The organism is Enterobacter sp. 2VL (genome assembly GCF_005503595.1).
In the GTDB taxonomy this organism is placed as follows: domain Bacteria; phylum Pseudomonadota; class Gammaproteobacteria; order Enterobacterales; family Enterobacteriaceae; genus Enterobacter; species Enterobacter cancerogenus.
Genome location: NZ_SCNE01000009.1, coordinates 105,291 through 122,986, shown reverse-complemented (window position 1 = coordinate 122,986; position 17,696 = coordinate 105,291). Strand labels below are relative to the sequence as shown.

Here is a 17,696-nt window from a genome sequence, read left to right as displayed (position 1 = left end):
GATGCAGTATTTATTAGGCCGGGTAAGCGTTAGCGCCACCCGGCGCAATTTACGCCTCTTCCACGCTCACCCGCAGCGCGGCCAGCGCTTTACGTGCCGCTTTCAGCACCTGCTCACACTGTTCAATCGTCAGCGTGAGCGGCGGTTCAATTCGAATGGTTTTTGAGTTGTTAAGCGTACCTGCCACCAGCACCCGCTGGCGGAACATCTCGCTCGCGAAGCTATAGCCGGTTTCGTTATCCACAAACTCAATGGCCATCAGCATGCCTTTGCCGCGCGCGTCCTGTACCAGATCCGGATATTCACGCCCCAGCTGACGGAAGCCATCCAGCAGCATGTCGCCTTTCTGCTCCGCCTGCGCAGGCAGGTTTTGCTCCAGCAGCACGTTGATGGTCGCCAGCGCGGCCGCACAGGCCAGCGGGTTGCCGCCAAAGGTGGTGGTGTGCAGGAAGGGGTTATCGAACAGCACCGAGAACACCTCTTCGGTGGCAACCGTGGCACCTATCGGCATCACCCCGCCGCCGAGCGCTTTTGCCAGGCACAGGATGTCCGGCTGAACGTTCTCATGTTCGCAGGCAAACATCTTGCCGGTGCGCCCCATGCCGGTTTGCACTTCGTCGAAAATCAGCAGGGCGCCAAATTCATCGCACAGCTGACGCACGGCGGGCAGATAGCCCTGCGGGGGTAAGATCACGCCGCCTTCGCCCTGGATGGGTTCCAGGATCACCGCCGCCACGTCATCGCCGGTTTTACGGCATTCGCTAAGGGCGGTGCGCATGGCATTAATGTCGCCAAACGGCACGTGGCGGAAGCCCGGCAGCAGCGGCATAAAAGGTTTGCGGAAGGTGGATTTGGCGGTCGCCGAGAGTGCACCCAGGGATTTACCGTGGAACGCGCCGCTGGTGGCAATAAAGGTGAATTTTCCGCGCGGCGACTGGTACGCCTTCGCGAGTTTGAGCGCCGCTTCGACCGATTCCGTGCCGCTATTGCTAAAGAAGCTGTACTTCAGTTTGCCGGGCGTTAGGGCCGCCAGCGTTTTTGCGAGCATGGCGCGCAGCGGGTCGAGCAGTTCCTGGCTATGGAGAGGTTGTTTCGCGAGTTGATTCTGTACGGCGGAAACCACAACTGGATTACGGTGCCCCACGTTGAAAATGCCAAAACCACCCAGGCAGTCGATAAATTCCTGTCCCTGGGTGTCGACAAGCGTGTTCAAACTTCCCGCTTGCCACTCTACGGCTCCGTAATCCCCGCCGGCGGTAACAGATTTGCGATACTCCAAAAATCCAGGGTTCACATGTTCTTTAAAGTAGTCGATGACCTCGCGATTCAGGTGTTTCATCTCCTCATGGTCAAGCGTTCGCTTTTCAATGAGATTCAGTGCGTGCGCGGTACAGGCAAGAGCCGAGGCGCTGGAAGGTAACCTGTTCAAAATATGCTCCCGGGGATCGCGTATCACATGATACTGCGTTAATTATTGCAGGGATTACGCCACTTCAGAGGACTTAACAAAAATCGGGATAAACGCCAGGGGAAATGATTATTGCGCAATATTTAATCATGCCGCTAAAGCCCGGACGAGATGAAGCGGCAGGCCGGTTTTTGCCTCCTGCAAGCAGGCGCACCAGTGCGGTGCGGCGTGTGCTTCTTTAGTGGGCGTTAACAGATCATGCTTTATGAGTAATTTCACTACGAAAGTATTTAAAATCAATTAATTAAAAAGGCGCGCAAAAAGTGCGGTTTAACTGAAATTTGCGATCTCAATCATGTTTAACAACTAAAGATAAATTCTTAACCGCCGAAAAAACAATAAACCACAAAATTAACATTCAAATAACCTGCAAGGGATGCTCATTATGTCCTCTCCATCCAGCGTCACCCAGAACGAATACCCTCTGGACGACGACACCACGCTCATGTCGACGACCGACCTCCACAGCTACATGACTCACACTAACGACACCTTCGTACAGGTCAGTGGGTATTCGCTTCAGGAGCTGATCGGGCAGCCGCACAATCTGGTACGCCATCCGGATATGCCCAAAGCGGCGTTTGCCGATATGTGGTACACCCTGCAAAAAGGCGAGCCTTGGAGCGGGATCGTCAAAAACCGCCGCAAGAACGGCGACCACTACTGGGTGCGGGCGAACGCCGTGCCGATGATCCGTCAGGGGCAGATGACCGGCTATATGTCGATCCGTACCCGGGCGATGGCGGAGGAGATCGCGGCGGTTGAGCCGCTCTATAAGGCGCTGAATGAAGGCCGCTGCAACAAGCGTATCCATAAAGGACTGGTAGTGCGCAAAGGCTGGCTCGGGAAGATGCCCGCGATGCCGCTGCGCTGGCGCGTACGCGGCGTCATGGCCATCCTATTTGCACTGTTAGCCGCAATGCTTTTCGCAACGTCTGCGGGCTGGGTATCGCTAGCCGCGAGTGCCGTTGTCATGCTGGTGGGCACGGCGTTATTTGAACAGCAGATCGTCCGCCCGGTGGAAAACGTGGCGCGTCAGGCGCTGAAAGTGGCGACCGGTGAACGTAACAGCGTGCAGCACCTGAACCGGAGCGACGAGCTGGGGCTGACGCTGCGCGCGGTCGGGCAACTGGGGCTGATGTGCCGCTGGCTGATCAATGACGTTTCAAGCCAGGTGGTGAGCGTACGCGACGGCAGCGACCGACTGGCGCAGGGCAATGAAGATTTGAACGACCGCACGCGCCAGACCGTCTCCAACGTGCAGCAAACCGTGGCGACCATGAACCAGATGGCAGCATCGGTGCAAAGTAACTCCGAGACCGCAGCCGAAGTGGACAAACTCTCCGTCGCCGCCAGCAGTGCGGCGTCGGAAGGCGGGCACGCGATGCAAACCGTGGTGAAAACCATGGATGACATTGCCGACAGCACGCAGCGAATCGGCTCCATTACCACGCTTATCAACGATATCGCGTTCCAGACCAATATCCTGGCGCTGAACGCGGCGGTAGAAGCGGCGAGGGCGGGCGAGCAGGGCAAAGGATTTGCGGTGGTGGCCGGTGAAGTGCGCCATCTCGCCAGCCGCAGCGCGAACGCCGCCAACGATATCCGCAAGTTGATTGATGCCAGCGCCAGCAAGGTGCAGTCCGGCTCCGATCAGGTTCATGCCGCGGGCAGGACGATGGATGATATCGTCGAGCAGGTGAAAAACGTCACCCGGCTCATCGCCCAGATCAGCCACTCAACGTCAGAACAGGCGACCGGTTTGTCTGAGCTGACCCGCGCCGTTGAGGAGCTGGACAGCATCACGCAGAAAAACGCCGATCTGGTGGAAGAGAGTGCGCACATCTCCGCCATGGTGAAGCATCGCGCCGGACGGCTTGAAGATGCGGTCACGGTGCTGCACTGATTTCGGCATGTTCCCGTAAAGCCGTTTATTCGTTCAGGAATAAGCGGCTTTTTTTTGTGATTATTCATGTGGTTTATTGTTATTATAATATTAAATAACTAAAGAAACGCCTCAGTTATTTGTTCCTGCCTAAGTCGGTTTTCCCCTACGCTATTTCATCAATGCCCTCATAAGCGGCCGTATAACGATCGATGGGGCGAAATTAATAGCCTGTGCCTATCCATTGTGGAGGTTATGAAATAAAAAAACGATCAAAGTCATAAAGTTAGCGCGTCAGTTACCGATAACAGCGATCGTCTGAGAAATAATCACATCGATGGAGTAAATATGTACTTACATGACGTAAAGATCGGCACGAAATTATTTCTGGCGTTTGGCTTCTTTATTGTACTGATGGTGGTCAGCGCGAGTTTGTCCCTGATGAGCCTGAATCGGGCCAATCACGGAATGCAAACAATCCTTTCCCATGATTATCCCACCACGATAAAAGCAAACCAGCTCATCGACAACTTCCAGGAATTTGTTAGCACTCAGCAACTCATGCTGCTGGATGAGCAGGGGAGTTATACCGCCCAGTCACAGCAGCGTTTGAAGGCCATCAGCGAGCGTATCACCGTCATCCTGGGTGAGCTGAACACCGACCTGCAGGATAAAAAATCTCAGCAGGTTCTGTCGGATATTCGCGACGTCCGCCAGCAGTACCTGGACTCGCGTTACCGTATTTTACAGGCGGTGCAAAACAACGATCGTCCTGGCGCTATTCAGGAGATGATGACCACCACGCTTAGCCTGCAGCAGGCCTACAAAGCGAAAGTGCAGGAGTTGATTGCGGTTCAGGACGCGGAGATGCAAAACGCAGGCGCGCAGGTGGACGGTGATTTTCGCACCAACCGGCTGGTGCTGATCCTTATCACGCTCTTTAGCGTGGTGGTGGGGAGCCTGATTGGCTGGTTTATTGTGCGCTCGATTACTCGTCCGCTGGGCGAGGCGGTGAGCTTTGCCGAGGCCATTGCCGACGGCGATCTGACTGGCAGCATCGCCTCCCACGGGAAAGATGAAACGGGCCTGTTGCTCTCTGCGCTGATGGAGATGAAAACTCGCCTGCTGGAGATTGTGCAGCAGGTGCAGACCGGGTCGGAGAATATCTCCAGCGCGGCCGCGCAAATTGTGGCGGGTAACCAGGATCTGGCCGCGCGTACCGAAGAGCAGGCAAGTTCCGTTGAACAGACGGCGGCGTCGATGGAGCAGATCACCGCGACGGTCAAAAACACCGCATCCCACACCGGGGAAGCCACCAACCTCTCCGCCGATGCGGCTGCGGTGGTGAAAAATAACGGTGAAATGATGAAGCAGGTGACCAGCAAAATGCGCCTGATTAACGAAACATCGAACCGGATGTCCGACATTATCGACCTGATCGACGCCATTGCTTTCCAGACCAACATTCTGGCGCTGAACGCGGCGGTAGAGGCGGCGCGTGCGGGTGAGCATGGCCGTGGATTCGCGGTTGTCGCCGGTGAAGTGCGCCAGCTGGCGCAAAAAAGCGCCTCTTCAGCCAGTGAAATCCGCCAGCTGATTGAAAGCTCCTCCAGCCAGACGCAGGACGGAATGAACCTGGTCGAAAAAGCCAGCGGGCTGATCAACGGGATGGTCGGCAACGTGGAAGAGATGGACGTGATCCTGCGCGAAATTCGCCAGGCGAGCCATGAGCAGACGGAAGGGATCTCGCAGATTAACAGCGCGATTGGCCTGATTGATGCCACCACGCAGCAGAACTCAGCCCTGGTGGAGGAGTCTGTGGCCGCAGCGGCATCGCTGAACGATCAGGCGATGCACCTGAAAGAACTGGTAAAAGTGTTCCGCGTAAGCGAGCACGCGCTGGCTTAATCCAACTGGGAGATCTCCAGCGCCGCGCGGTCGATCACGCCGATGATCTGCTTAAGCTGCGCGTCGCTGAGCTCTCCCTGATTAACCTTCAGGTCTAATACCGCTTTGAAGTTATCCAGCGCCCGCTTCATCTGCGGGTTTTTACGCAGCTGGAAGCCGACGCTGCGCGCTTTGATACGCACCTGAATCTGTTCCAGCCGTTCCCGGTTTTCATCCAGCCAGCGCTGCCCGGCCACGGTGATCGCTATTTTCTTGCGGCCACTCTCTTCTTCCGTAATGGTGATAAAGGTCTGATCCTGCAGATAATCCAGGGTCGGGTAGATCACACCCGGGCTGGGGGTGTAGTTCCCCTGAGTCAGGTTTTCGATCGCTTTGATCAGCTCGTAACCGTGGCTCGCATTGCGCGTCAGGATATCCAGGATCACCAGCCGCAGATCGCCGTGTCCAAAAAAACGCGGACGGCGGCCGCCCTCATGTTCATGTCGCATGTCATCTCTCTCTAAAAGATATATCTAAACTATATCGTAGATATGTTTAGTTGCAATCTAAAAGATCTTGCATTCTTGCTAATTAGCAATCATTATCATTTAAAATTTATTTAGATATATCGTATTCATCTGAGAGGGCATAACCATGACATCACCTCGTTACCCGCAACGTGTTCGTAATGACCTGCGTTTTCGCGAGCTGGACGTGCTCCGCGTCGAGAGCGTCAATGCTGGCTTTCAGCGCATTGTTTTAGGCGGTGAAGCGCTGGAGGGCTTTAGCTCACGGGGCTTTGACGACCATACCAAAGTCTTTTTCCCGGCGCCGGGCACGACTTTCGTTCCGCCCGTCGTGACCGAGGAAGGCATCGACTGGGGAGAGGGCGTCCGCCCGCAGGCGCGTGACTATACCCCACTGTTTGACGCGGAACACAACGAACTGGTGCTTGATTTCTTCGTCCACGACGGCGGGGTCGCCAGCCGCTGGGCGCTGGAAGCGAAAGTGGGCGATAAGCTGACGATCGGCGGCCCACGCGGTTCGCTGGTGGTGCCGGAAGATTACGCCTGGCAGCTCTACGTGTGCGACGAGTCCGGGATGCCCGCGCTGCGCCGTCGTTTAGAGACTATCGCCAGCCTGAAGGTTCGCCCGGAGATCCATGCGGTGGTGACCGTCGGCGATGCGTCTTACAAGACTTATCTCGCGCACCTGAGCGGGTTCAACATTACCTGGATTGTGGGCCATAGCGGACAGGCGGTGGCAGACCAACTGGCCGCGCTGACCGTTCCGGCGGAAGATTACTTTATCTGGCTGACGGGGGAAGGGAAGGTGGTGAAAAACCTGAGCCGTCGCTTTGAGACCGACGCGATTGATCAGCAGCTGGTGCGTGCCAGCGCATACTGGCACGCCAAATAGCTACGCGGCTGAATCCATCTGCGCTTCGCTTACCTGATGTTCGAGCGAAGCGCGGACGTCGTGCAGCGCTTTCTCCTGCTGCGCAAAATAGGCTTCCATGTTGTTCAGCGACGAGACCAGCAGCCAGGACTCTTCTTTCTCAAGCTCTGCCAGCTCGTTCACTAAGGTGTCGATTTGCTCGCGTACCTGCGCCATTTTTTTGCGGATACGCTCCAGATCGTTCAGCCTGTCGCTCGCCATCAGCGGTTCAAAGCCCTGCTGCAGACGCGCCACCAGTGAACGGATCGCCTTAACGTCGCCACGCTGTTTGGCCTGGTTGAGCTGCACCATCATGGTGTTGGCTTCTTCTTTTAAATCATCTGCGACGAGGTCCGGGTGGCACAGTTTGCTCGCCTGACGCCAGAGCCGCTTCAGTTCGTTCCGATCCTCTTCAGAGAGCGTTTTTCCTTTGCGCAGACGTATCTCCGCATCGTGATGCTGCTCGCGATACTTCTCATACTCATCATTTGCCTCGTCGCGTGCCTGACGTGCCGGCTCTTCTTCACGCGTAAGGCCGCTCTCCAGTTCGCGCGCTTCGGCCAGCAGATTCGCAATCAGATCGCTTTGCTGCTGCAGATGCTTACGGGCCTCGGCAGCCTGCACAGAGTCCGCGGGCAGCTCGCGCCAGCGTTGCGTGAGCGAGGTCAGCACCTCCACCGCCTGCGCCATGTAGCGCTGGCAGCGGCGATAATCCTCTTCGCGACGGCGGGCTTCCGCCTGCTGACGACGCAGATTCAGCTCCGCCAGCGTTTTGCGCAGGGCAAGGATCTGCTGCATCAGCGGGCCGAGCCGGGAGAAATAGAGATCGTTGAACTCATCAAGTTGCTGAACGCGCGCGTTGCGGCGGTCGATCAGATCCCGCAGGCGTTCTTCCAGCGCCTTCAGCTCCAGCCTGCTGGCTGCCACCTGCGGATCCCGCCACTGCGTGATGGCCCGCTGGCTTTGCAGCCAGGCGGTGATGGCCGCCATGGCGTCGGTGTAGTTCTTCTGTTCAAGCGCCACGACGATCGCCTGCAGCCCCTCGTCAAACGCTTCGTTTTTCAGGCGTGTCAGCTGGCTCTGGATGATGTCGTCATCTTCCAGTTCAATGGCATTTTTAATGATTTCTAGCCGTTTGATCGGTGTGCTCATGATGCCTTTCGCTTTGGCGCTTAAGTATTTGAGTTAAGGTTAGTTGTGGTAAACGCTACAGGAAATAATACACACGGATGATGATCGGCGCGACGGGGGATTTCTTTAGATTTTGCCGTCTGTGAGGCAGGTAAAATCTTCAGGTAACCAGCGTGATGCTGAACCCGCCCGCGGCGTAAGAGGATGGTGAGTTGAAGGAGTAAGCGATCTGGCCGTTTTTGCGCTGAAGAACCAAACGATTTTGGCCGGGCAGATGCCAACGAGCCGGATACACTCGTATTCGGCTCGTTTGATGAGAAGCTTACAGAATGAAGTCTTTGTAATTCTCCGCGTTGTCGACCAGATAGGCGGGGAAGTTATCTTTGCTGAGTTCCTGCTTCTTCATCACGCGCTCGCGGTTCCAGATGTCTTTTGAATTGGTGAGCGCACTGATAATGTGATCTTTGTTATTAAGATGCGGCAGGTCATATTCGGTATGAGAAATAGATGACATCTTTTCTGAAATACGTTCAGGCGTCATTATCCAGGAGAAATGCCAGCCGGAGTTCTTCACGATTTTACTGCGCAACTTAAACCATGTTTTAGAAAGGAAATCTTTGCGTAACGCTGATTTTTTGATGTTACGGAAAACTTCTGGCTCGCTGTTGAAGTAGCCTTTTAAGTTTCGCAACGTTGTTGCACGTGGCGCTTTGCACTGACGTTCAGACCCATCCATGTTAAATACCTGGAGGTTAAACTGATAGTTATAGAACGGCATATGCAAAATCGTACACAGATGCTTTGGGTTGATACTCTTGACAACGTCAGGCCTGAAAATCTCATCCACATCTGAAACCAGAATAATATCGTCGTCTTTAGCGTTTTCCAGACCACGCATGATGGCGTTGCGTGTGGCGGCTTCATTTGCCCAGGCATCATATTCATCTGCTGACCCTTCCTTAAGGATTGGACGATCGTGGAAGGGCACGTAGATGATTTTGTCTTTAAACTTTTCATACTTCGTTATATCGAAATTCAGGCTCTTAGGCTTGCCTGTGAAAGTATGAGATGATTCGACAATGACAAAGCGATCCACAACACCGGCCAGAGTGTTCAGGCGAATATCCAGCATCATGTCTTCGTCATAATATAAAAAGCAATCATAAATCATAGTGCATTCCTTGTGCTCAGCGCTGATTCCACACTCTTTGTGGCCAGAGGAGGAGGCACATTGTAGCCGATGTTGCGAGCCCGAGGGAACAAAAACGAGATATCCCTACAAATGCAAATTACCGCTCACTTGAGAGACTTAATAATCAGTGACGTAAAGAGTATTAGCTCGCTAATGGTTATTCTTTTTCCACCATTTTTGCCATGACTAAGTCACCCTTTAGTAACCAACATCATAGGATGTATCCAGGCCAAATGAATAATCACTGATTATTTCGTAAACACGATATTCGGGAGAATTAATGTATTAACCAATGATCACGCGTTTTACTGAGAGCAGTATATATACACCTTAATGTATGCCTTATTAGTAATTAAATGAAATGCGCATTTCGCATCGTTATGTGGCGAAGCGGCCAAAGAATAACCCGCCGGGCGAGGCCGGTTGCGGGCGTGGAATTGCTGGGCATTTTACAGGGTCAGGCTGCATGTGATTGGTTGGACAGTACACGTAGAGTCTTTTCGTTATAGACCGTTACATCACTGGGGATGTCCTTATTCACAAATGACATAGCGCCAATCACTACGTTATCACCGATTCGAATCTTATCCGCAATAATGCACGAACCTGCGCCGATGCTAACATTATCGCCAATAACAATGGATATTGCCTCTTTATTCACATTCGCGCCGGTAAGGCCAATCGTTGTGTTCTGCCTGATACGTAAAGAGTGACCGATGACAGCGGAGCCGTTCACTACTATCCCCTGATGGTGGGAAATCACCATGCCTGGTCCAATGTGCGCACCCAGTTGTATATCCGTGCCATACTTAAAAATGAGCTTTTTGTTTATCTTTAATGCACGTTCCCTTAGAAATTTGCTGTCTGAGTGATGCCAGTAAGATGCGATACGCCACCAGAAGTGAAAACGGCGGTCAGGGCATTTTATTGCTTTATGCAGCACCCTGAACCATGTAAATGGCTTAGAATTCATCATGACTTCACGGCGCAAGCATTCGCGCAAATGTTCCGATCTTAAATTTTTATCCATCGTCTTCTATCCCTGGTATTTCTGCGGGAATTTAAATCTAAATAACGCGAAAGGCAACGATGTAACAGCATTAATCACATCTATTTTTTTACAACCAGTCTCGGCAAACAATGCCAGTATCTGGACGAAAGGGGAGTGAGAGGGGACAAAAAGGGGACATTAAACGTACAAACAAAAAAGCCACTTTGCTGTAAGTGGCTTAATCATATGATTTTAAAGCTAAAATTTGGTGGCCCCTGCTGGACTTGAACCAGCGACCAAGCGATTATGAGTCGCCTGCTCTAACCACTGAGCTAAGGGGCCGTGGCGGTGAATTATAAAGTAACTCCCTTCAGCAATCCAGCCATTCGCACCTGCCTGCTGTTTTTATAAACAACGCATAATCAATCCTTTATACTTCTATAACGATGTATCGATTGGGAGTAGAGATGATTAACGACATTCTGGCACCGGGCCTGCGGGTGGTGTTCTGCGGAATCAATCCGGGCAAGTCCTCGGCGCACACCGGTTTTCACTTCGCCCATCCGGGAAATCGCTTCTGGAAGGTGATCTATCAGGCGGGGTTTACCGACAAGCTACTTAAGCCTGAAGAGGAGCAACATCTGCTGGATACGCGCTGTGGGATCACCATGCTGGTTGAGCGCCCAACGGTGCAGGCGAGTGAAGTCAACCTGCATGAACTGCGCAGCGGTGGGCGGGAGCTTGTCAAAAAGATAGAAGACTACCAGCCGGCAGCGCTGGCGATCCTCGGCAAACAGGCCTATGAGCAGGCGTTCAGCCAGCGTGGAGCGCAGTGGGGCAAGCAGAGCATTAGCATCGGTGCGACGCAGGTGTGGGTGCTGCCAAACCCGAGCGGCTTGAACAGGGCGACGCTGGATAAGCTGGTAGAGGCGTACCGCGAACTCGATGAGGCGTTGATGGTGCGGGGACTATAGGGCTTCGCGGCCTGACTCTCTCCCAGAGGGAGAAGAACAAAAAAAAAGCTCCCGAATGGGAGCTTTTTGCTGTTACCTGGATTAATCGTCCAGGAAGCTACGCAGCACTTCAGAGCGGCTTGGATGGCGCAGTTTACGCAACGCCTTCGCTTCGATCTGACGGATACGTTCACGGGTAACGTCAAACTGTTTACCCACTTCTTCCAGCGTGTGGTCGGTGTTCATATCGATACCGAAACGCATACGCAGGACTTTAGCTTCACGGGCGGTCAGGCCAGCCAGCACGTCGTGCGTGGCAGCACGCAGGCTCTCGGTAGTGGCAGAGTCCAGCGGCAGCTCGAGGGTGGTATCCTCGATGAAATCACCCAGATGCGAATCTTCATCGTCGCCGATTGGCGTTTCCATGGAGATAGGCTCTTTGGCGATCTTCAGCACTTTACGGATCTTGTCTTCCGGCATCAGCATGCGTTCAGCCAGCTCTTCCGGCGTTGGCTCGCGGCCCATCTCTTGCAGCATCTGGCGGGAGATACGGTTGAGCTTGTTAATGGTCTCAATCATATGCACCGGAATACGGATGGTGCGCGCCTGATCCGCGATAGAGCGGGTGATTGCCTGACGGATCCACCAGGTTGCGTAGGTGGAGAACTTGTAGCCACGACGGTATTCAAACTTATCTACCGCTTTCATCAGACCGATGTTGCCTTCCTGAATCAGATCCAGGAACTGCAGACCGCGGTTGGTGTATTTCTTGGCGATAGAGATAACCAGACGCAGGTTCGCCTCAACCATCTCTTTCTTCGCACGGCGGGCTTTCGCTTCACCGATGGACATACGACGGTTAATGTCTTTTACCTGCTCAATGGTCAGGCCGGTCTCTTCTTCAATCTGCTGCAGTTTTTGCAGGCCGCGATGCACATCGTCTTTCACGTCATGCAGTTTTTCAGACCACGGCTTGTTCATTGCGATAGCGGCGTTGAACCAGGTTTCGCTGGTTTCGTTGCCGGTGAACAGGGTGATGAAGTTCTTCTTCGGCATTTTGCACTGTTCGACGCACAGCTTCATGATGATGCGTTCCTGGGTACGTACGCGATCCATCATCACGCGCATGCTGTTAACCAGGTAATCGAACTGCTTAGGCACCAGACGGAACTGCTTGAACACTTCAGACAGCTTCAGGATCTGTTCCTGAGCGGCAGCATGACTGCGGCCTTTCGCCTTGATGGTGTCGCGGGCCAGTTCGTACTGCGTACGCAGTTCGCCAAACTTCTCGCGCGCCAGTTCAGGGTCGATGCTGTTATCGTCATCGCTGCTGTCGTCTTCTTCTTCTTCATCTTCGTCTTCGTCGTCATCCATCTCTTCCTGAGACAGTTCAGACCCGACGTGCGTGGCGGTAGGCGCCATGTCTTCTTCAGCGTTCGGATCGACGAAGCCGGTGATGAGATCGGACAGACGCGCTTCTTCCGCTTCAACGCGATCGTACTGTTCCAGAAGATAGGTGATCGCTTCCGGGTATTCAGCAACGGAGCACTGAACCTGGTTGATCCCGTCTTCAATGCGTTTCGCGATGTCAATTTCGCCTTCGCGGGTCAACAGTTCAACGGTACCCATTTCGCGCATATACATGCGGACCGGGTCAGTGGTACGCCCGATTTCAGATTCCACGCTGGACAGTACCTGTGCAGCAGCTTCCTCGGCATCTTCATCAGTGTTGTTGGAGGTTTCAGCCAGCAACAGATCATCGGCATCCGGTGCTTCTTCCATCACCTGAATGCCCATGTCATTGATCATTTGGATGATGTCTTCGATCTGATCTGAATCGACGATATCTTCCGGCAGATGGTCATTGACCTCGGCATAGGTCAGATAGCCTTGCTCCTTACCGCGTTGGACAAGAAGTTTCAGCTGTGACTGCGGGTTTTGCTCCATAAGACGGTATCCACACTTAATTCGTTTGATTGGTGTCGGCGATGGGGCTGCCAACATTTAAAGCGAGGGCGTACTTATATTTTTGCCGCTGCCTCTCAGTGCGGCTGCCGGGGGCTTCCCGATCGATATTCGGCACTTAAGCCGTTAAATTCTTCATCCTTCACGTTGTCTCTGCGTTAGCGGCGTTCTCGCATCCTGGTCATGTACTTTTGTACACTCCCAGGCGTTCGTTCACTTGCTGCCTTGATACAACGCGAATGATTTTGTCTTTCACTTATTTCTTCTATTTCTTCGCCAGTTCCTGGTTTATCATCCAGAGTTCCCGGCGTTCTTCGCTGCTTAAACCGTGCGTGCGCTCGCGGGCAATCAACTCTTCCTGGCGCAGTTCAAGCATCGAATCAAACATATGGTTGAGTGAGTCGGTGAACGTTTTTTCTGCAATGTCCTTATCTGCTATATCGTCCCACATCGACAGTTTTTCAAGGGTAGCGGCCTCTTTAGTACCGCGATAATGCTCTAAAAGCTGTCCGGTGGTGAGTCCTGGCTGTGATAAGCACGTGTTGACCAGTTCTGAAAATAACCCAAGCCCGGGCAGCTTCTCATGGTTCAAACCCGTCAGCGACGGCACTTGCGGCGCGAGTTCTGGGTTTTGAACCAGCAACCCTATCAGTATACGCATGGTTGTGCGTTTTAGCTGAGGCGCCGGACGAGCCGCACCGTTTTCAGCAAGTTTAGGCATTAAACGTTCAAGCTGGCTGTCATCCAGAATGCCGAGCTTGTTGCCTAACTCCTGACGCAGATAGATGCGCAGCGTTTCGCCGGGCACCTGGCTGATTAACGGCAGTGCCAGCGTACTGAGCTGCGCACGCCCGTCAGGGGTACTCAAATCCACCTGCGGCATCAGGCTGTTAAACAAAAACGTGGAGAGCGGCTGAGCCTGCTCCATCCGCGCTTCAAACGCCGCTTTGCCCTCTTTACGCACCAGCGTATCCGGGTCTTCACCGTCGGGCAGAAACATAAAGCGTAGCTGACGTCCGTCGGTCATGTAAGGCAGCGCCGTTTCCAGCGCACGCCAGGCGGCATCGCGCCCTGCGCGGTCACCGTCGTAACAGCAGATGACGTTATTCGTCACCCGGAACAGCAGTTGAATATGATCGGCCGTGGTGGACGTGCCTAATGACGCAACGGCATAGTTGATGTCGTACTGCGCCAGGGCAACGACGTCCATATAGCCTTCGACGACCAGAAGACGCGGAGGTTCCGCATTTTCCTGCTGCGCCTCATAAAGACCGTAAAGCTGGCGGCCTTTATGGAAAATATCGGTTTCCGGGGAGTTGAGGTACTTCGGCAGGGCATCGCCCAGCACGCGACCCCCAAAACCAATGACCCGGCCACGCTTGTCGCGGATCGGGAACATGACCCGTTCACGGAAGCGGTCGTAGCTTCGTCCCTGGTCGTTGGTGACCAGCATGCCTGCATCGATGAGAGACTTACGATCTTCGCTATTGCCGCCAAAACGCTTTAACACGTTGTCCCAGCCGGGCGGGGCGTAACCAATAGCGAAACGCGCAATCACATCGTCACTCAGTCCGCGCGCATTCAGATATTGACGCGCAGGCTCAGCCGCAGAGTGCTTAAGAGACTGTTGATAGAATGCATTCAGGCCGTCCATCAGCTGATAAAGCGTTTGCCGTTGATGGCGCTCTATCTGGCTGGGTCCGCTGCCTGCTTCATACGGCACTTCAAGGTTGTGCATCGCCGCCAGCTCTTCGACCGTTTCAACGAACTCGAGCTTGTCGTAGTTCATCAAAAAATCGACCGCGTTACCGTGGGCGCCACAGCCGAAGCAGTGGTAAAACTGTTTTTCACCGTTTACGGTGAAAGAGGGGGTTTTTTCGTTATGGAACGGACAGCACGCATGGTAGTTCTTGCCCTGCTTTTTGAGCTTTACCCGCGCGTCGATGAGATCGACGATGTCGGTTCTGGCCAGCAGGTCATTGATAAAAACGCGTGGGATTCGTCCAGCCATAGGCCCCAATAGTTTAGCGACTTATAAACGAAAACAAGCCGCGCATTCCTTCCGGAAGCACGGCCTTACGACTATTACTCTGTCTGTCAGCTGAGAGCGTGCGCCCTCAACAGATTAGTACAGACGAGTACGGCGTGCGTTTTCGCGAGCCAGTTTCTTCGCGTGACGTTTCACTGCAGAAGCTTTAGCGCGCTTACGTTCAGTCGTTGGTTTTTCATAGAACTCACGACGACGAACTTCAGCCAGAACACCTGCTTTCTCGCATGAACGTTTGAAGCGACGCAGTGCTACGTCGAACGGCTCGTTTTCACGTACTTTAATTACCGGCATGTAACTCTCACCTTTAATAAATTCGGTTTGCCGCTGGCATCAGCGCCAGCTTATTTCAAAATGGTGCGGAATTTTACTGCAAATGCTGCTGCTTTGTAAAGCACCGAAGCGATTTTGAAAGGGACTTTAATAAGGGTGAGGAGTATACACGAGCCTTTCTCCTGGATCGAACAAAGTTTTACATCAACCCGCCCAGGCTCTACACTGCGCGGTACTGAAGCGAGGTAAAACAAGTCATGCGTGTACTGGGTATTGAAACATCCTGCGATGAAACCGGCATCGCCATTTACGACAACGAAAAAGGGCTGCTGGCCAACCAACTGTATAGTCAAGTGAAACTGCACGCTGACTACGGCGGTGTCGTGCCTGAACTGGCCTCTCGTGACCATGTGCGTAAAACCGTCCCTTTAATTCAGGCGGCGTTGAAAGAGGCCGGGCTGAGCTCAACAGATATCGATGCCGTGGCGTATACCGCAGGTCCTGGTCTTGTCGGCGCACTGCTGGTCGGTGCAACCGTCGGGCGTTCTCTGGCGTTTGCGTGGGATGTTCCGGCGATCCCGGTTCACCATATGGAAGGGCACCTTCTGGCCCCGATGCTGGAAGACAATCCGCCGGCGTTCCCGTTTGTGGCGCTGCTGGTTTCTGGCGGCCACACGCAGCTGATTAGCGTGACGGGCATTGGCAAGTATGAACTGCTGGGCGAATCGATTGACGACGCAGCCGGTGAAGCCTTCGACAAAACCGCCAAGCTCCTGGGGCTGGATTATCCTGGCGGCCCGATGCTATCGAAAATGGCCGCGCAGGGGACGGAAGGCCGTTTCGTCTTCCCTCGCCCGATGACCGATCGTCCGGGCCTGGACTTCAGCTTCTCCGGTCTGAAGACCTTTGCCGCCAACACCATTCGCAACAACGATAATGATGAACAGACCCGCGCGGACATCGCCCGGGCATTTGAAGATGCAGTCGTCGATACGCTGATGATCAAATGCAAGCGCGCGCTGGATCAGACCGGCTTTAAGCGCCTGGTGATGGCCGGGGGCGTTAGCGCCAACCGTACGCTGCGCGCGAAGCTGGCCGAGATGATGCAAAAGCGTCGGGGTGAAGTGTTTTACGCCCGTCCGGAATTTTGTACCGACAACGGGGCGATGATCGCCTACGCAGGTATGGTGCGGCTCAATGCCGGCGCGACATCCGATCTCAGCGTTTCCGTGCGTCCACGCTGGCCGCTGGCAGAACTGCCGGAGGCGTAATCAGGAGGAGCCGTTTTTCGGCTCTTTTTTCTTTCTCTTCAGCTTCGTCCAGATTTTGGTCTCCTGACGACGCCACAGGCGCTGAATGTTGTCGTGATGACGCAGCAAAATCAGACAGGAGAGCATCGAAACCGGGAAGGTGAACTGCGGTTTAAACCACCAGACATAGAACGGTGCGATAAGCGCGCTGACAATGGCGCCCAGCGACGAATAGCCGCTCAGTAAAATCGTCAGCAGCCAGGTCCCGGCCATTACGCCAGTGAGATCCCAGCCGATCGGCGCGATGGCACCGAAGGCGGTCGCGACGCCTTTACCGCCTTTAAAGCCGAAGAATACCGGCCAGATATGGCCAACGCAGGCGGCAATAGCAATAAGCCCCAGCCAGAACGGTGTGACGCCCAGCGCATACGCGCCCCAGACGGGAAGCATCCCTTTCAGAACATCAAAAATCAAAACCGCTACGGCTGCTCCCTTGCCGCCAATTCGTAGTACATTGGTCGCCCCGGGATTCCCGGAGCCGCTTTCGCGCGGGTCAGGTAACCCTGCAATGCGGCAGACCAGAATGGCGCTGGAGATTGAGCCGCAAAGGTAGGCGAGGAGGATCATTCCAGGCGCGATTGCACTCATAACGCTGTTCCGTTTTGAAAATGTATCTGTATTCTCAGCATCTGTGGATAATACGCATAATTCGCCGGAAGTGGTATCCGGTTTAGCCAAAAAGCAGGCAGGTCGTGATGGATATTGTATTTATAGAGCAACTTTCGGTAATCACCACTATTGGTGTTTACGACTGGGAACAGACCATAGAACAGAAATTAGTGTTCGATATCGAAATGGGCTGGGATAACCGCGCGTCGGCAAAAAGCGACGACGTGAATGACTGTTTAAGCTATGCCGACATCAGCGAAACCGTCGTGAGCCACGTAGAAGGGCAACGTTTTGCACTGGTTGAGCGCGTGGCGGAAGAGGTTGCGGAGCTGCTGTTGAGCAAGTTTAATTCACCGTGGGTGCGCATCAAGCTGAGCAAACCCGGCGCCGTGGCGCGCGCCGCCAACGTGGGCGTGATTATCGAGCGTGGCAAAAATCTGAAAGAAATGATTTAACGTCATAATCGCTAAACCATTTTCGGTTATACAGGTCTTAAAGCTGTATCTTTCACGGGAGCCTTTGTAGCGACCGTTTTTTTATATCTTTTT

At 53.8% G+C, this 17,696-nt stretch carries 15 protein-coding genes and 1 tRNA gene; 6 read left to right on the top strand and 10 right to left on the bottom strand.

Annotation, left to right across the window (positions count from 1 at the left end; genetic code table 11):
- Positions 1 to 49: 49 nt before the first annotated feature.
- Positions 50 to 1,429 (bottom strand): putrescine aminotransferase, encoded by a 1,380-nt coding sequence (gene ygjG / locus FFS28_RS18465; protein WP_042322056.1) that lies wholly within the window; start codon positions 1,427 to 1,429, stop codon positions 50 to 52.
- Between the two features lie 424 nt (positions 1,430 to 1,853).
- Here ygjG and FFS28_RS18460 point away from each other — a divergent pair, with 424 nt between their 5' ends.
- The gene (locus tag FFS28_RS18460; RefSeq protein WP_137903666.1) at positions 1,854 to 3,374 is read left to right on the top strand and encodes a methyl-accepting chemotaxis protein; all 1,521 of its coding nucleotides are present in this window, start codon (positions 1,854 to 1,856) and stop codon (positions 3,372 to 3,374) included.
- Between the two features lie 327 nt (positions 3,375 to 3,701).
- Complete coding sequence (locus FFS28_RS18455) at positions 3,702 to 5,261, top strand: methyl-accepting chemotaxis protein (RefSeq protein ID WP_006178636.1); 1,560 nt, start codon at positions 3,702 to 3,704, stop codon at positions 5,259 to 5,261.
- On the opposite strand, the gene FFS28_RS18450 is transcribed toward FFS28_RS18455, so the two are convergent.
- Positions 5,258 to 5,749: a PadR family transcriptional regulator gene (locus FFS28_RS18450; protein ID WP_137903665.1), complete on the bottom strand. Its 492-nt coding sequence runs from the start codon at positions 5,747 to 5,749 to the stop codon at positions 5,258 to 5,260. The genes FFS28_RS18455 and FFS28_RS18450 overlap by 4 nt on opposite strands.
- Before the next feature lie 145 nt (positions 5,750 to 5,894).
- On the opposite strand from FFS28_RS18450, the gene FFS28_RS18445 reads away from it, so the two are divergent.
- Entirely contained in the window at positions 5,895 to 6,659 is a 765-nt protein-coding gene (locus FFS28_RS18445) for a siderophore-interacting protein (RefSeq protein WP_137903664.1), read from the top strand.
- Here the strand turns inward: FFS28_RS18445 and FFS28_RS18440 are convergent, their stop codons facing one another.
- The 4 genes from FFS28_RS18440 to FFS28_RS18425 all read right to left on the bottom strand — a co-directional run bounded on the left by FFS28_RS18440 (position 6,660) and on the right by FFS28_RS18425 (position 10,333).
- Positions 6,660 to 7,829 carry a DNA repair protein gene (locus FFS28_RS18440; RefSeq protein WP_137903663.1) on the bottom strand — a complete coding sequence of 390 codons (1,170 nt, stop codon included), beginning with the start codon at positions 7,827 to 7,829 and terminating at the stop codon, positions 6,660 to 6,662.
- A 301-nt stretch (positions 7,830 to 8,130) separates the two neighbouring features.
- Positions 8,131 to 8,979, bottom strand: coding sequence for a glycosyltransferase family 17 protein (locus tag FFS28_RS18435; RefSeq protein ID WP_137903662.1), 849 nt, complete (start codon positions 8,977 to 8,979; stop codon positions 8,131 to 8,133).
- Positions 8,980 to 9,457: 478 nt separating this feature from the next.
- Complete coding sequence (locus FFS28_RS18430; protein WP_137903661.1) at positions 9,458 to 10,030, bottom strand: serine acetyltransferase; 573 nt, start codon at positions 10,028 to 10,030, stop codon at positions 9,458 to 9,460.
- Between the two features lie 227 nt (positions 10,031 to 10,257).
- Positions 10,258 to 10,333, bottom strand: a tRNA-Ile gene (locus FFS28_RS18425).
- A gap of 125 nt (positions 10,334 to 10,458) precedes the next feature.
- Between FFS28_RS18425 and mug the strand changes: the two genes are divergently transcribed.
- A complete protein-coding gene (gene mug / locus FFS28_RS18420) occupies positions 10,459 to 10,965 on the top strand; it encodes a G/U mismatch-specific DNA glycosylase (RefSeq protein WP_058610735.1) in 507 nt (168 codons plus the stop codon).
- 81 nt (positions 10,966 to 11,046) lie between these two features.
- On the opposite strand, the gene rpoD is transcribed toward mug, so the two are convergent.
- From rpoD to rpsU, 3 genes are all read right to left on the bottom strand, one after another.
- Complete coding sequence (gene rpoD, locus FFS28_RS18415) at positions 11,047 to 12,891, bottom strand: RNA polymerase sigma factor RpoD (RefSeq protein WP_137903660.1); 1,845 nt, start codon at positions 12,889 to 12,891, stop codon at positions 11,047 to 11,049.
- 283 nt (positions 12,892 to 13,174) lie between these two features.
- Entirely contained in the window at positions 13,175 to 14,920 is a 1,746-nt protein-coding gene (gene dnaG, locus FFS28_RS18410; RefSeq protein ID WP_137903659.1) for a DNA primase, read from the bottom strand.
- A gap of 114 nt (positions 14,921 to 15,034) precedes the next feature.
- Positions 15,035 to 15,250 (bottom strand): 30S ribosomal protein S21, encoded by a 216-nt coding sequence (gene rpsU / locus FFS28_RS18405; RefSeq protein ID WP_001144069.1) that lies wholly within the window; start codon positions 15,248 to 15,250, stop codon positions 15,035 to 15,037.
- A 236-nt stretch (positions 15,251 to 15,486) separates the two neighbouring features.
- On the opposite strand from rpsU, the gene tsaD reads away from it, so the two are divergent.
- On the top strand, positions 15,487 to 16,500 hold the full coding sequence (tsaD, locus tag FFS28_RS18400; RefSeq protein WP_042322033.1) for a tRNA (adenosine(37)-N6)-threonylcarbamoyltransferase complex transferase subunit TsaD: 1,014 nt from the start codon (positions 15,487 to 15,489) through the stop codon (positions 16,498 to 16,500).
- Here tsaD and plsY read toward each other — a convergent pair whose 3' ends face one another.
- On the bottom strand, positions 16,501 to 17,127 hold the full coding sequence (gene plsY / locus FFS28_RS18395; protein ID WP_006178600.1) for a glycerol-3-phosphate 1-O-acyltransferase PlsY: 627 nt from the start codon (positions 17,125 to 17,127) through the stop codon (positions 16,501 to 16,503).
- Between the two features lie 107 nt (positions 17,128 to 17,234).
- On the opposite strand from plsY, the gene folB reads away from it, so the two are divergent.
- Positions 17,235 to 17,603 carry a bifunctional dihydroneopterin aldolase/7,8-dihydroneopterin epimerase gene (folB, locus tag FFS28_RS18390; RefSeq protein WP_058610737.1) on the top strand — a complete coding sequence of 123 codons (369 nt, stop codon included), beginning with the start codon at positions 17,235 to 17,237 and terminating at the stop codon, positions 17,601 to 17,603.
- Positions 17,604 to 17,696 lie beyond the last annotated feature (93 nt).